This is a genomic window from Pseudomonas sp. 43A, assembly GCF_013363935.1.
GTDB classification, from domain to species: domain Bacteria; phylum Pseudomonadota; class Gammaproteobacteria; order Pseudomonadales; family Pseudomonadaceae; genus Aquipseudomonas; species Aquipseudomonas crudilactis.
Genome location: NZ_CP054880.1, coordinates 4,173,849 through 4,189,626 on the forward strand (window position 1 = coordinate 4,173,849; position 15,778 = coordinate 4,189,626).

General features: G+C 58.0%; 10 protein-coding genes. 5 read left to right on the forward strand and 5 right to left on the reverse strand.

Annotation, left to right across the window (positions count from 1 at the left end; genetic code table 11):
* Window positions 1–290: 290 nt before the first annotated feature.
* The 3 genes from HUW52_RS18235 (at window position 291) to HUW52_RS18245 (ending at window position 4,488) form a co-directional block, all read left to right on the forward strand.
* A complete protein-coding gene (locus HUW52_RS18235; protein ID WP_016984332.1) occupies window positions 291–1,682 on the forward strand; it encodes a GntP family permease in 1,392 nt (463 codons plus the stop codon).
* A gap of 7 nt (window positions 1,683–1,689) precedes the next feature.
* Window positions 1,690–2,463, forward strand: coding sequence for a 3-hydroxybutyrate dehydrogenase (hbdH, locus tag HUW52_RS18240; RefSeq protein ID WP_016984333.1), 774 nt, complete (start codon window positions 1,690–1,692; stop codon window positions 2,461–2,463).
* Window positions 2,464–2,532: 69 nt separating this feature from the next.
* On the forward strand, window positions 2,533–4,488 hold the full coding sequence (locus tag HUW52_RS18245; protein ID WP_175554471.1) for an acetoacetate--CoA ligase: 1,956 nt from the start codon (window positions 2,533–2,535) through the stop codon (window positions 4,486–4,488).
* 38 nt (window positions 4,489–4,526) lie between these two features.
* On the opposite strand, the gene HUW52_RS18250 is transcribed toward HUW52_RS18245, so the two are convergent.
* A complete protein-coding gene (locus HUW52_RS18250; protein WP_175554472.1) occupies window positions 4,527–8,228 on the reverse strand; it encodes a hypothetical protein in 3,702 nt (1,233 codons plus the stop codon).
* 200 nt (window positions 8,229–8,428) lie between these two features.
* Window positions 8,429–9,538, reverse strand: coding sequence for a PilT/PilU family type 4a pilus ATPase (locus HUW52_RS18255; protein ID WP_016984335.1), 1,110 nt, complete (start codon window positions 9,536–9,538; stop codon window positions 8,429–8,431).
* A 128-nt stretch (window positions 9,539–9,666) separates the two neighbouring features.
* Between HUW52_RS18255 and HUW52_RS18260 the strand changes: the two genes are divergently transcribed.
* Both HUW52_RS18260 and HUW52_RS18265 read left to right on the forward strand, forming a co-directional pair.
* The gene (locus HUW52_RS18260) at window positions 9,667–12,204 is read left to right on the forward strand and encodes a PAS domain-containing sensor histidine kinase (RefSeq protein WP_175554473.1); all 2,538 of its coding nucleotides are present in this window, start codon (window positions 9,667–9,669) and stop codon (window positions 12,202–12,204) included.
* 51 nt (window positions 12,205–12,255) lie between these two features.
* Window positions 12,256–12,531, forward strand: a complete 276-nt coding sequence (locus tag HUW52_RS18265) for a peptidylprolyl isomerase (protein WP_007912322.1) — start codon at window positions 12,256–12,258, stop codon at window positions 12,529–12,531.
* Window positions 12,532–12,639: 108 nt separating this feature from the next.
* On the opposite strand, the gene HUW52_RS18270 is transcribed toward HUW52_RS18265, so the two are convergent.
* From HUW52_RS18270 to HUW52_RS18280, 3 genes are all read right to left on the reverse strand, one after another.
* Entirely contained in the window at window positions 12,640–13,578 is a 939-nt protein-coding gene (locus tag HUW52_RS18270) for a sugar kinase (protein WP_175554474.1), read from the reverse strand.
* Window positions 13,579–13,709: 131 nt separating this feature from the next.
* Window positions 13,710–14,924, reverse strand: a complete 1,215-nt coding sequence (locus HUW52_RS18275; RefSeq protein ID WP_175554475.1) for an amino acid deaminase — start codon at window positions 14,922–14,924, stop codon at window positions 13,710–13,712.
* Window positions 14,925–14,963: 39 nt separating this feature from the next.
* Window positions 14,964–15,728: an IclR family transcriptional regulator gene (locus HUW52_RS18280; protein ID WP_016984339.1), complete on the reverse strand. Its 765-nt coding sequence runs from the start codon at window positions 15,726–15,728 to the stop codon at window positions 14,964–14,966.
* Window positions 15,729–15,778: the final 50 nt, after the last annotated feature.

Here is a 15,778-nt window from a genome sequence, read left to right on the forward strand (position 1 = left end):
TAGATCTCCACATGTAGATAAACACACAGGAGTGCTTCGCACTCATCGCGAGCAGGCTCATTCCTACATTTTGACAGGTGTACACATCCTCCCTGTAGGAGTGAGCCTGCTCGCGATGACGCCAAACCGATCAACACAATCTCAAAACAGAGACAAACAATTCATTTGCGACTCAATCACTCAGATTAACTTCATATATTTCAACAAGTTAAATATCTGGCACAGATCTCGCTAACACCTCTCCCACACCCGTTCCACCCACAAAAATAACAATTCTGGAGAGACACACCATGAGTGTGATCATTGCCTTGGCAGCGCTGGCGCTGCTGATGCTGGCGGCCTACCGTGGCTACAGCGTCATCCTCTTCGCTCCGATTGCCGCCCTCGGCGCAGTCCTGCTCACCGACCCCTCCGCCGTCGCCCCCGCCTTCACCGGGGTGTTCATGGAGAAAATGGTCGGTTTCATCAAACTTTACTTTCCCGTGTTCCTGCTCGGCGCCGTGTTCGGCAAGTTGATCGAGCTGTCGGGTTTCTCGCGCTCGATTGTCGCCGCAGCGATCCGCCTCCTTGGCACCCGGCAGGCCATGCTGGTAATCGTGCTGGTTTGCGCTCTGCTTACTTACGGCGGCGTTTCGCTGTTTGTGGTGGTCTTTGCGGTTTATCCGTTCGCCGCGGAGATGTTCCGCCAGAGCAATATTCCCAAGCGTCTGATCCCGGCCACCATCGCGCTTGGCGCGTTTTCGTTCACCATGGACGCCCTGCCCGGCACGCCGCAAATCCAGAACATCATTCCCAGCACCTTCTTCAACACCACCGCATGGGCGGCGCCGTGGCTGGGTGTGATCGGTACGATCTTCGTGTTCTGCGCCGGCATGCTGTTTTTGCAGCGTCAGCGCAACAAGGCGATGCGCGCGGGTGAGGGTTATGGCACCGAGTTGCGCAACGAGCCGGAAACCGCTGAGGACCTGAAACTGCCGAACCCGTGGATTGCCCTGTCGCCGCTGCTGGCGGTGGGCATCATGAACCTGCTGTTCACCCAGTGGATCCCGCAGTGGTACGGCAAGACTCACAGCCTCGCGCTACCGGGCATGGCCACACCGGTGACCACTGAAATCGCCAAACTGACGGCGATCTGGGCGGTCCAGGCCGCGCTGCTGGTGGGCATTCTGATGGTGCTGGCGTTCGGCTTTCAGGCGATTCGCAGCAAACTGGCCGAGGGCAGCAAAAGCGCGGTGAGCGGCGCGTTGCTGGCGGCGATGAACACTGCATCGGAGTACGGCTTCGGCGCAGTGATCGCTTCACTGCCAGGCTTTCTGGTGCTGGCTGACTGGCTCAAGCAAATCCCCAACCCGCTGGTCAACGAAGCCATCACCGTGACCCTGCTCGCTGGCATCACCGGGTCCGCATCCGGCGGCATGAGCATTGCGCTGGCGGCGATGTCCGAGCAGTTCATCAGTGCGGCCCACGCGGCGAACATTCCGCTGGAAGTGCTGCACCGCGTCGCCGCGATGGCCAGCGGCGGCATGGACACCCTGCCGCACAACGGCGCGGTCATCACCTTGCTCGCGGTGACAGGCCTGACCCACCGTGAAGCCTATAAAGACATTTTCTGTATTACGCTGATCAAGACCCTGGCGGTTTTCGTAGTGATCGGCACTTTCTACGCCACTGGCATTGTGTGAGGTATTCATGACGACTCTTTCCGGCAAGACCGCACTGGTTACCGGTTCCACCAGCGGCATCGGTCTGGGCATCGCCTTGAGCCTGGCCAAGGCCGGCGCCAATTTGATTCTCAACGGCTTCGGTGATGCCTCGAAAGTCATCGCCGAAGTCGCTCGGTTCGGTGGCAAGGTCGGCCATCATCCGGCCGATGTCAGTGACCCGGCGCAAATTGCCGACATGATCAATTACGCCGAGCGCGAGTTCGGCGGTGTCGACATTCTGGTCAACAACGCCGGCATCCAGCATGTCGCCGCGGTGGAGGAGTTCCCTGTCGAACGCTGGGATTCGATCATCGCCATCAATCTGTCCTCGGTGTTTCACAGCACGCGCCTGAGCGTGCCCGGAATGCGCGCTAAAGGCTGGGGGAGAATCATCAATATCGCCTCGGTGCATGGTCAGGTTGGCTCGACGGGCAAGGCGGCTTATGTGGCCGCCAAGCACGGCGTAATCGGTCTGACCAAAGTGGTCGGTCTGGAAACCGCGACCAGCAACGTCACCTGCAACGCGATCTGCCCGGGCTGGGTACTGACGCCACTGGTACAGAAACAAATCGATGATCGCGCGGCCAAGGGTGTCGATCCACAGCAGGCGCAGCATGATCTGCTCGCCGAGAAGCAACCTTCGCTGGAGTTCGTCACACCGCAGCATCTGGGCGAGTTGGTATTATTTTTGTGCAGCGAGGCTGGCAGTCAGGTTCGCGGGGCGGCGTGGAACATCGATGGTGGCTGGCTGGCGCAATAATTGCCCCCGGCACAGACGGGTCTTTGGCGCACAGCCTGTGTGCATGTATCAGATAACAAGAGGCACGCAATGTCCGACATCCTCTGGCAACCCGACGCCAATCGTATCGCCCGATCGCGCATGGACGCGTTCCGACGCTTCGTCAATCAAAGCCATTCTCTCAACCTTGATGACTACCCTGCCCTGCACCAATGGAGTATCGATCAGCGCGAAGCGTTCTGGCAGGCCATCGTCGATTTCTTCGATATTCGTTTCCATAACCCGCCCGATGCCGTGCTGCGCGAAGGCCCATCAATGCCCGGCGCCGAATGGTTTCCCGGCGCAACCGTGAATTTCGCCGAGCATCTGTTGCGCCGTCGCGATAACGCCGTAGCGGTGGTGGCGGTGGCCGAAAATGGCCAGCGTGAGCAACTGACCTGGGCCGAACTCGCAGAGCACGTCGGCGGTTTTCAAGCCAGCCTGCAAGCCGCCGGCGTTGGCCTCGGCGACCGGGTGGCTGCGTGCATGCCCAACACCTGGCAAACGCTGGTGGCGATGCTCGCAACCACCAGCCTCGGCGCAATCTGGTCGTGCTCTTCACCGGACTTCGGCACCCACGGTGTCATCGACCGCTTCGGCCAGATCGAACCAAAGGTGCTGATCACATGCGCCGGTTACCGCTATGCCGGCAAAGAAATGGATCAAACCACCAAGCTCAACGAAATCCTTGCGCAACTGCCCTCGCTGCAACAGCTGATCATCGTGCCGTATGCCCGTGCACAAGCCCGCTGCGAGGATTACCGGACGCAGGCCGACGTCACGCTCTGGGATGATTTCTACCAACCCGGTGAAGCACCGCGTTTCGTACCGGTGCCGTTCAATCATCCGCTGTATGTGTTGTATTCCAGCGGCACCACGGGCGTTCCGAAATGCATCGTCCACAGCAGCGGCGGCGTGCTGCTGCAACACGTCAAGGAACACGGGCTGCACGTTGACCTCGGCCCCGCTGATCGCCTGTTTTACTACACCACCTGCGGCTGGATGATGTGGAACTGGCTGGTCTCGGCGCTCGCGGTCGGCAGCGCCGTGGTGCTTTACGACGGTTCGCCGTTTCATCCCGCCAATGATCGCTTGCTGGATTTGATCGACGACGAATGCATCAGCGTGTTTGGTACCAGTCCCAAGTTCCTCGCCACTCTGGAGAGCAGTGGCAGCAAACCTCGCGAGAGTCATGATCTGGGCAGTTTGAAAACCCTGCTGTGCACCGGCTCTGCCCTGTCGCCGCAGAGTTACGATTTCGTCTACCGCGACATCAAGTCCGATGTCTGCCTGGCCTCGATGTCCGGTGGCACCGATATCGTGTCGTGCTTCGTCAACAGCAATCCGCTGTCGGCGGTACGCCGCGGTGAAATCATGGGCAAGAGTCTGGGCATGGCCGTTGAAGTGTGGAATGACGCCGGCCAGGCGGTGATCGGCGAGAAAGGCGAACTGGTCTGCGCCCGACATTTTCCGGCGATGCCGATCGGGCTATGGAACGACGCCGATGGCGAGAAGCTGCGAAAATCCTATTTCAGCCTGTTCCCTGGTGTCTGGGCGCAGGGCGATTACGCTGAACAGTTGCCCCATGGCGCAATGCTGATCCACGGTCGCTCCGATGCAGTGCTCAACCCGGGAGGCGTGCGCATCGGCACGGCGGAGATTTATCGTCAGGTAGAGAAAGTCCCGCAGGTGCTCGACAGCGTGGCGATCGGACAGCAATGGCAGGATGACGTGCGAGTGGTGTTGTTTGTGCGCTTGCAGGATGGCGTTGAACTGGATGCCCCCCTGCAGGAGCAGATTCGCCAGGTGATTCGCGCCAACACCACGCCACGTCATGTGCCGGCGAAGATCGTCGCGGTTACGGATATCCCGCGCACCATCAGCGGCAAGGTCGTGGAACTTGCCGTGAGAAACGTGGTGCACGGACAGCCGGTGAAAAATACCGATGCATTGGCCAATCCCGAAGCGCTGGAACAGTTTCGGAATCGGCCGGAACTGGCAAGTTGATCGGCCGGTGGCAAGCGGTCAACCGAAGACCGTAACCGTCACGCCTGTTTGTTCAACGTGATGACAACCGGCTCGACAATTGCCTTGCCAGCACTGACGTCGAGAGCACCGCGGATGATCGCCATATTACGGTCATACGTGGTTTTGTCCGTGGAAAGCTGACTGAGTAACGAGGTCGCCACCGCCAGGGAGTCTGCATTTGCAAAAGATCTGGACGGTGCATGACAGACCGTGCCCTGCTCCACCACCGGCAGGCAACCCGATGCAATATTCAGCAGCGGAGCTACATCGATTCGCTGCCCGCTTTCGCTGCCGCTCTGTGCATCGGAGGCGTAACCGACATCATTGGTTTGCGCGCTGGCATGAAACAGTTCATGAATCAGGTCATCGGCCACCACATCGTGGTTGAAGCCGAGACTGACGAAGTGTCGGTTGAGATTTTTTGTGTAGATTTCAACGAACGCAACATCAGACCCGTTGCTGGCTCCGGCGCTTTTCCAGCGTGTGTACCCGTTCATGTCAAACGCCGCGATCGTGTTTTGCTCCTTGATCTCATCAAGCACCATGTTGCTGATGGAGAAGCCCGCAAAATCGAAGCGAATCAAGCGCAAATAGTTGACCAGACGTTCAGTGGCAACCGATGAGGTATCGCCGAACAGTGTCTTCATCACCAGACTGCAATCGCGTTTGAAATCATGCCGGCTCATCACCCCAATGGCATTATCGATTTTCGCTCGAGCACGGGGCAGACTCTTTTCGATGAACGTTCGCGTATAGCTTGCTGGCAAGGTTCTGGGCGAATAACTCAATTGCAAAGGCGCGTTATAGGAAAAGCCATCCAGCGGCTTGCCCCACAGATCGCCGCGACGATTCAACGCATACCATTTGTTGTCACGGCGCGCGGCCAGAACCGTAACGGCATCGCTCCCGGTGCCGCGTGGACGCCAACTGCCAAGGCCTAATTGCGCGCTCCCAGCGCTGTCGATCAAATCGTAGGATTGCCGGCGACCACTGAGCGTGTGCAACTGTTTGTTCGCCTTCGTGATAATTTCGTGGGTGTTCTTGTTGAACCGCAGCAAACCCTTGCGCAGCAATTTACTACCGGCCTGCAGGCCCGAGGGCACACCATCCAGCGGATTGAACAGAGAGATCGCTGACGTAAAGGCCAGCTTGGCGAAACGCGCCGCTTTTGATGTCGCGGAAATGGCCTTGGCGGAAATAATCAACGCTTTCGAACTGGCTCCCGCCACCGTCCCTATCAGGCCGATGCCATCCATTAAGCAGCCGTAGATCCCATCTACCACCTTGTCATGCTCACCGGTGGCAATGTCTTCGATGCATTTTTTGAAGGGCACCACCAGGTCGATGAAATAGGTGAGTAGTCGCTCGCCTTCGTCTCGGGAGAGCTCAAGAGGCGTCGGTATGCGAACCAGCTCTCTGAGTTCCTGGGCATTCAAAAACGGGCGATGTTTGATAATAAACTCGGCAATACGCGCAACGTTCGGATCGTTGAAGCGCTGGTAAAAGCCTTGCTTGGGATTTGCGATTTTTTTCGGTTCCGGCAGCAGGCCAAAGTTCTCAATGACGGCCATGCTGCTTTTGACCGAAGGGTCTGGTGCAACAGCGTGGGTATAACACTTCACATTGATCGGTAGACTCTGCAAATTTGTCGGTGTCAGATGAGCAGTCAAATCTGCCGTTTGACTCATTCTCGAACGCTGTTCGATTTTCCGCTCCCGAATGATCAGCGCCCCCAAGGCATCATTTTTGCGGAATTCTCCACGGGATGTGAACAGCTCATAGCAAACGAAGGCATTGTTGTAGGACGCACACATCACCAGACCAAATCGCCCCGTTGCAGCATCTCGGCTTTGTTGCGTTTCTCTTGGAAATTCAACGTTGAAAGGTCCGCCGGCACGACGTGTAATGGTATAAATCGCTGATTCGCGCACTGTCAAAAAGTCGATTCGGGCATTCATGAACGCACGCAAATCCGCCTCGGGCATCTGCGCCAATGCCAACTTCACGGTCGACAACATGGCACTGTTGAGGTCCTTCAGATATACCGCCAACTGACGATCCATCTCTTCGTCGCAAGATCCGAGCCTCAGTAACTGTGGATAACGCCTGTAGATACTGACACCCGAAGGGTTGTAATTGATGGCCGGGCGAGCTATGCCGTTGGTGACCAGGCGTACGGTTCGCCTATCCCATTTGCCGGTGACAAGTTCACCCGATTGGTGCAGGTCTACCATGGACATGACCTGCTGCCCGCCTTTTTCGGAAAGTGCTTTTTCATCCAGCGTGTCACAGCCCGGCGCCGCGACTTTCAATGCTGCACGGGCGATACCTGCTCTGTTCGGCAGAATTGTCGAAAATGCCTTGGCTATCTCGGCAAACTTTTCCGAGTGCTGCTCAAATGCCTCTATCGCACGGCGGGTGCTGGCTTCCTCAGCCTGATCGAGTTCAGTCTGCGTTATAACCTGGTTGATCAGCGCCCAACTGACGATCGGATCAATCATGGAAAGATCCCGCAAATGTTTTTGCGCATCACTGACCGGCTCCAGATCCGCATAGGCCATGATCTGTGCATAGGTCAGGACTCGCGACGCGCCTGTCTTTGCAGCCTCCACAAGTACGACGGCACGACAGAAATTGATCCAGCCAATGGATCCCAGAGTCATTGCCGACGGAATTTCCCTGACCAGAAACTCCGGTGCAGTACGCGCCAACAGCATGTGCGTTATCAAAGGCGCCAAATCCAGATCAACCCAGCCTTTCGCCCGCACAAAAGCAGTTATTTCTTCACGTACGGTCGATGCCTGGCGGTCAACGTTACTGGGTGCATAGAGATCAAAACCAGCGATCTTTCTCCTTTGGTGGTTGTGCAGTATCGTCGGATCGAGTTCCAGCAGAAGGGCCGTGGTCAGTAATTGTCGAAGGGTATTTTCCGAGACAATCTGCCCCTCATTGACACCAAACCAACCCAGTTCGCTCAAATAGCTTCTGGCGAGATTCAGCGAGACCGGGTAGCTGACAAATTCGTTGATTCGCTGAGCCGCATTATCATGCGATATAGCGTTACGCCCAGTGAGGTTGTGCAATGCATTGAGCAATTTTCTTTGCGGCATAAGCTTGACTGTCGCTGCGCGAATCGCCGCCAACTGGTCTTCGGAAAGAGCAACGAGAGCCTGATCATCTGTTTGGAAGTGCTCCCAATAGTTCGCTGGATCCTTAACTTCCGGATCAAACTTGAACAACTCGATCAGATTCCTGACCTTCGCCTTCTTTTCAGGCAATTCCACCTCATGAAAGCCGAACCATTGATCGAGTGTGATATCCAGGTCAGGCCATATATACCCACCCGCCACCCGGGCCAGATCGGCAATCAATTGTATTGAAGAGCGTGTCAGCTCACTCTGCTTGAAATAACCAGCAGCGACCAAGTCCAGCCAGCCATTGCTGGAATAGACTTCCATCTTGCCATCGGACGTGACACGTACAAGGCCGTCATGATTCGTCGCACGTTCCTGACTCAGCGCACTTTTTACCGGGCTGGTTTCGAGCAGTCGCTGTAGCAGAACCTGACCGGGGTAATAAATCTGGTAAAGCGACGAACCCTCCTGTAGTTCAACTTCATGCGAATACCAATTTATTACTTGATCTTCAGCGTATTTATCCAGCGCCTGCTCCAGCTGAACTAGAACCTGTTGGCGCTCTAGTGCATCGGCATCGGTCATGCGCCTCCATTCGGCAAGACTGATATTTGACGAACGGAATAGTTTGTTTTTTGTGGCAGCACTCATTACAGAACCTCATCAAGTTAATGGCCGATCATTCAGCCCAATGACGTTCTACTTATTAAAATTAAAATCCGCCAACTAAAACATATTAAATACTTTTTCCAGAGCACCACCACCACAAACTAAACAAGCAACTTTCACTCGATCAAACCCCACTTTCCCGAGTTTGAATCTTCTGTCACCGCTGTATTCCCGACCAGCCTCATGCGTAGCTTCAGATTACTCGCCGAGTCTGCATGCTTGAAAGCTTCTTCTTCGGCAATTACACCCTCCGACACCAAGGCGAACAGCGCCGTATCGAAAGTTTGCATGCCCGACTCAGACGACTTCTCCATCAGTTTTTTTAGTTCACCAAGTTCACTCCGATGAATTAGATCAGCGACGGTAGGCGACCCCAATAACACCTCGACGGCCGCCCTTCTTTTCCCATCCATCGTGCGCACCAGTCGCTGCGAGATACAGGCTTTCAGATTGTTGCCCAACGCCTGCAACAACTGCGGTCGTCGCTCTTCGGCAAACATATTGATAATCCGGTCCAACGCCTGATTGGCGTTATTGGCGTGCAATGTCGACAGAACCAGATGCCCGGTCTCGGCAAACGAAAGCGCATGCTCCATGGTTTCGCGGTCGCGGATTTCGCCGATCAGCACGACGTCGGGGGCCTGGCGCAGGGTGTTTTTCAATGCAGCTTGAAAGCTGCGCGTGTCGACGCCGACTTCACGCTGATTGATGATCGACAGCCTGTGCTGATGGATGTATTCAATCGGATCCTCGATAGTGACGATGTGCCCGCTACTATGGCGGTTGCGGTGATCGATCAGTGCTGCCAACGACGTCGACTTGCCGCAGTCGGTAGCGCCGACGAACAGGATCAAGCCTTGTTTGAGCATCACGGTGTCGAGCAACACCGGCGGTAGCTTCAGGTCCTCGAAACGCGGAATATCGAGTTTGACGTTACGAATTACAATTGATACATCGTTGCGCTGTTTGAAGATGTTGACGCGAAAGCGGCCAACGCCCGTTCGCGAAATCGCCAGGTTCATTTCCAGATCCCGGTCGAACTCCCGGCGTTGCTCGGCGTCCATCAGGGAAGCGGCAATCATCGCCACTTCGCCGGGTTTGAAGAATTGCTCGCTCAGCGGCGTCAGCACCCCTTCGAACCGAGCACTTGGCGGCGCGCCTGTGGAAAGATAGAGATCCGAGCCGTGACGGCTCGCCAGTTGTTTAAGCAGTGCGTCGATTTCCATGGCAAAAAGCACCTGCGAAGCTTTCAATGAACAGAGAGGGCTCGCGCCGTGATGCAACGGGCCAAACGGCGTCTACCGAATCAGCATAGTAGACGCCGTCTCAACGACCGCCGCTCAGGATTGAAGTAATGAACGCTGTACCGACCACCGATGACGCCCAGGCATTGATCGCCCGCACTGACTGGAGTCGCAGCCCGCTTGGCGCTGCTGGCACCTGGCCGCAGAGCTTGCGTACCGCTGTGGACATCGTGATTCACTCGCCGATGCCGATGCTGTTGCTATGGGGGCCGCAGCTCACGCAGATCTACAACAATGGTTTCGCTCTGCTCGCCGGCCACAAGCATCCGCACGCTTTCGGACAACCCGCGCACCTGATCTGGCCTGAACTGCGAGACTTTACTGATCCGATTTACAGCGCCGTCCTGCAAGGTCAGGTACGTACCTACAGCGAACGACGTTTTACCTTGCAACGTGATGGCAAGGACTCCGACTTCTGGCTGGATCTGACCTACAGCCCGATCCGCGATGAATCTGCGCAAGTGGCCGGTATTCTGGTGACGGCCATTGAAACCAACGAGCGCCGACGCATCGCCCTTGAACTGCAACAGCGCTCGGAAGATAGCCTCAAGGCGCAACGACAATCGGAGGAGCGCCTGCAACTGGCGCTTGCCGCCACCGATGCAGTCGGCACCTGGGACTGGGACATCGGCGAGGACCGGTTCATTGCCGATGCCCATTTCGCCCAGTTACATGGCGTTGATCCAGCGCGCGCCAGTCAGTTGCCCATCAGCGAGTATCTGCACGGTGTGCATCCGGAAGATCGGGCATTGGTCGCGCGCAGCATCAAGCATTGCATCACTCACGGCACTGAATACGCCGAGGAATATCGCCTGCTGCAGGCCGATGGCGAGATGCGCTGGGTCTTTGCGCGCGGGCGTTGCTACAAGGATCACCATGGCCGGCCAGTGCGCTTTCTCGGTGCGGCGCTGGACCTGACCGAGCGCAAGCACACCGAGCAGGCGCTGCGCCAGAGTCAGACCGAATTGCAGCTGATCATCAATGCCATGCCGATCCTGATCAGCTATGTCGACCACGAAGAACGCTTTCGCCTGAACAACGCCGCCTATCTCGATTGGTACGGCCTGACGCCGCAAGAACTGTACGGTCGCACCATTCGCGAGGTGATCGGAGAAGAGGCTTACTTCCTGCGCGCACCGTATATCGCCGAGGCGCTGGCCGGGCGATCCTGTTCGTTCAGCCTGTACACACCGCACCGCGACGGCAGCAGCCGCCACGCGTTGATGAATTACCTGCCGCGCCACGGTGCGGACGGTGCAGTCAACGGCTTCTACATCTTTGTGATCGACGAATCGGAGCGTAAAAAAACCGAGGAGGCTCTGCGCAATCTCAACGAAACCCTAGAGGAGCGTGTCAGCGCCCGCACCGAACAATTGGCCCAGGCCAACCAGCGTTTGCAGAACGAGATGTTCGAACGCGAGCGCGCCGAAGATGCGCTGCGTCATGCGCAGAAGATGGAAGCGGTCGGCCAGCTCACCGGCGGTATTGCTCATGACTTCAATAACATGCTCACCGGAATCATCGGCAGCCTCGACCTGATGCAACGCTATATTGCCAACGGCAGGGCCGATGAGATCGGACGCTTTACCGAAGCCGCCGTTGCCTCGGCCAACCGTGCAGCGGCCTTGACTCACCGCCTGCTGGCCTTTTCGCGGCGGCAGTCGCTGGATCGCAAGCAACTGAACGTCAACGAGCTCATCCATTCGCTGGAAGACCTGATTCGCCGCACAAAGGGCGACCCGATCGAGCTCACGTTGCGTCTGGCCGGCAACGTGTGGCCGGTCAGCACCGATGTCAGCCAACTGGAAAATGCCCTGCTCAACCTGGTCATCAACGCCCGCGACGCAATGCCGGAGGGCGGCGAACTGCTGATCGAAACCGCCAACGTCTACCTCGATGGCAGCGACATTACGACTCTGGAACCGGTCAAGGCCGGCGACTATCTGATGCTCGCCGTCAGCGATAACGGCACGGGCATGACCCCATCAGTGCGCGCCAAGGCATTCGATCCGTTTTTCACCACCAAACCCATCGGCCAGGGCACCGGTCTGGGGCTGTCGATGATTTATGGTTTTGCCCAGCAATCGGGCGGTCACGTCAGCCTCGACAGTCTGCCGGGGCAAGGCACCTGCGTGCGCCTGTATTTGCCCCGACTGTTGGGTCTGGAAACGCAGAGCCCGTCAGTAGAACCCGATCAGCCGCCCGCCGCCGCGGCCAGTGGTGAAGCGGTGATGGTGGTCGAGGACGACCCGGCGGTGCGCATGCTGGTCCTGGATCTGCTGACAAGCCTGGGTTATCAGGCCCACCAAGCGGAAGACGCCAAGACCGCTTTACCCCTGCTGGAGTCCGATCTACGCGTAGACCTGCTGGTTACCGACGTGGGTCTGCCGGGCATGAACGGGCGGCAACTGGCGGAAATCGCTCGCCAGCATCGTCCAGGACTCAAAGTGCTGTTCATGACCGGTTATGCGCAAAAAGCCGCCGAACGTCAGGGCTTTCTCGAGGACGGCATGGACATGGTGGCCAAACCGTTCTCCATGGAGCTTCTGGCCAGCAAGATCCGCACGATGATCAGCCAAACGCCTTGACTTGAGGCATAATCCGCGCCCCGCCGTCACCCCGTTATCAGGTACCGCAAGATGAAAGCCCAAGCCCGCCACATTCTGGTGAAAACCGCCGAAGAGGCCGAACAGCTCAAACAACGCATCGCCAAGGGTGAAGCGTTTGACGTGTTGGCCAAGAAATTTTCGACCTGCCCGTCCGGCAAGCGCGGCGGCGATCTGGGTGAAGTGCGGCCGGGGCAGATGGTCGGCGCGATTGATGCGGTGATTTTCAAAAAGCCGCTGCGCACGGTACATGGGCCGATCAAGAGCAAGTTCGGGTACCACCTGGTGCAGGTGTTTTACCGGGATTGACGGGTTGGCTTCAGGGCCTCTTCGCGAGCAAGCTCGCTCCCACATTTGGAATGCATTCCCCTGTGGGAGTGAGCTTGCTCGCGAACCGATTGCGCAGCAAGCGGCCATTCAAGCCTGTTTAGGAATCAAAGCCCCCGGCACTTGTATCACCCGACTGGCCAACTGATGCCCGGCCTCTGCCGCCTCCGCCGGACTGCCGCCCATCAATCGACTGGCCAGATACGCCGCACTGAACGAATCCCCCGCCGCTGTGGTGTCCACTACCGTTTCAACCTTCTGCGCCGGCACTTCGAATGACTCACCATCACAGCGAATCAGACACGCCTCGGCCCCGCGCTTGAGCACCACTTCCGGCGTGCCGAATTGCGCATAAGCGGCAAACACCGCCTCGCAATCGGCGAAACCGAACAGCGCCTGCTCGTCATCCACCGTCAACAACGCCAGATCAACGTAGGGCAGCACGCTGCGATAGGCCGCGCGCGCGTCTTCTACCGAGGCCCAAAGCCGTGGCCGATAGTTGTTGTCGAAGACAATCCGCGCATCACGCTGGCGCGCTTCAATCAGCGTCTGGATCATTTTTTCCCGGCCCGATGCACCGAGGACGGCCAAGGTGATACCGCTGAAATACAACACATCGTAATCCCGCAGCGCCGCCAGAATCGGCTCGGCGGCCGGGGTGGTGAAACAGTCGCGAACCGCCGCCTCGTTGCGCCAATAAAGGAAACGCCGCTCACCGTTGGCGTCGGTCTGAATGCAATACAGGCCCGGCAAACGCCCGGGCAGACGCTGGACGAGATCGAGGCTAATGCCTTCGCTGGTCCAGATCTGGCACATGGCGTCGCTAAAGCTGTCGTCACCCAGCGCGGTGACGTAATCGACCTGCGCCTTGTCGCCCATGGCGCGGGACAGGTACACCGCGGTGTTCAGGGTGTCGCCGCCGAAGCTTTGTTGCAGGCTGCCGTCGGCGCGTTGCTGCAGTTCGATCATGCATTCGCCGATCAGGGCAATGCGTGGGGGGTTCGGGCCCAGGGGGCTGAGGGTGTTCATTTTGTACTGTCTCTGGTTGATCGTTGGTGTCTGGACTGGCGCCTTCGCGAGCAGGCTCGCTCCCACAAGGGAACGCATTCCAAGGGTGGGAGCGAGCCTGCTCGCGAATGGCCGCGACGCAGTCTCAAGCTTTAGAAACAAGTCTCCATGCTCTCGATCACCGACAACTGCTCATCCACCAACAACCCCACACGCCACTTGTCGAACGTCAGGCACGGGTGCGACGTACCAAAGGAAATGATGTCGCCCACGCGCAACTCAACGCCCGGCGCCAGCTTCATGAACGCGTGCTGATCCATCACCGCCGTGACCTTGCATGCACCGACATCTTCGCCCACCGCCGGCACCACACCTGCCTTGTAACGCAACAACGGCACCGGCAAACCGGCATCGAACGCGACATCACGCTTGCCCAGTGCAATGACTGCAAAACCCGGCTCCGGCAACGACTGCACGTGCGCCCAGACTTCCAGCGCCGGACGTAATCCTTCGTGCAGATCGCTGCGGCGGTCGAGCACGCAGCATTGCGCCTCTTTGTAGATGCCATGGTCGTGCGCCACATAACTGCCTGGACGCAACACACTGAGGAAGCGCCCGGCGGCGTTCTGCGCTTCGAACGATTCGGCAATCAAGTCGTACCACGCCGAGCCCGAGGCGGTGATGATCGGTTTGGCGATGGCGAACGCGCCGCTGTTCTGCAACTGCACCGCCAGACGTACCAGTGAAGCAGCGAATTCACGAATGCCACTGACGGCGTGATCGCCGTGAATCACCCCTTCGTAGCCTTCAATGCCAGTCAGGGCCAGCGCCGGTTGTGCGTTGATCGCCTTGGCCAGCTCGATGACTTCCTGCTCGCTGCGGCAACCACAACGTCCGCCAACCACGCCGTATTCGATCATCACATTCAGCGTCACCCCACGCGTGGCGAAGTAGGCGCCGAGATCCGCGACGTTGTCCGGATGATCGACCATGCAATAGAAATCGAACGCGGGATCGGCGAGCAGATCGGCGATCAACGCCATGTTCGGCGTGCCGACCAATTGGTTGGCCATCAGCACGCGGCGTACGCCATGGCCGTAAGCGGCGCGGGTCTGAGTTGCGCTGGCGAGGGTAATGCCCCACGCGCCGGCGTCGAGCTGACGCTTGAACAGTGCCGGGGTCATGCTGGTTTTGCCGTGGGGTGCCAGTTCCGCACCGCTGTCACTGACGAACTTCTGCATCCAGCGGATGTTGTGCTCCAGCGCTTCGCGATGCAGCACCAGTGCTGGCAGGCTGACGTCGCGTACCAGGTGCGCGCTGATCGCAGCGTTGCCCTTCTCCACAGCGTTTTTGTTGGCAGTCGTCATGGTCGAACTCCTCACTTTCGCGGCCGCAGGCAGCCGCGGTTATTCGTTGATCCGCCGGGCGAGGCTGTTGGCACTCTCGATCAGCACCCGGCGATAGTCGTTGTAATTGTTTTTAGCATCGGCCCGTGGGGCGACGATGCACAAGGTGCAAATCGCGATGCCATTGCGGTCTTTGACCGGGGCGGCGAAGCAATGGGTAAAGGTGTCGGCGACGCTGTCGAAGGAGAAGAACCCGTCGATGCCGGCCTGACGAATTTCCGCTAGGAAACGTTCCAGAGGCAAACGCTCGCCATCGGGCAGGATGTAATCATCTTCGTCGATCAGGTCGATGATCTGCTGATCGCTCAGGTGTGCGAGCAACAGCCGTCCGGAAGCGGTCCACGGGATTGGCGCGTTTTCGCCGATGTCGGAGGAAATGCGGAAATGCCGCTCGCCCTCCTTCATCAGTGCCACTGTGTATTTACGCCCGTTGAGCAGGCACATCTGCGCGGTTTCATGGGTCTGGCTGACGATCTCCTGCAAGGCGTGATCGGCCTCGCGGCTGAGGTCGAAATGGCGCAAATGCGCTTGCCCGAGGAAGTACAACTGCCGACCCAGATAGACGTGACCGTCCTTGCCCACCGGTTCCAGAATCCGCCGTTCCAGCAGCGAAGCGACCAGTTCGTAGACCGTGGATTTCGGACTGCCGATGCCGTTGGCGATGTCGTTCGGGCGCAGCGGCTGGCCGATCTCCTTGAGGAAATCGAGGATATCGAACGCCCGGTCCAGACCGCGGGCCCGGCGCTTGATGGTGTCTTCGGTCATTTCAGTGGTTCCCATTCAAAGTCGCCGGATGGTAACTGGCCTGTGGGGTT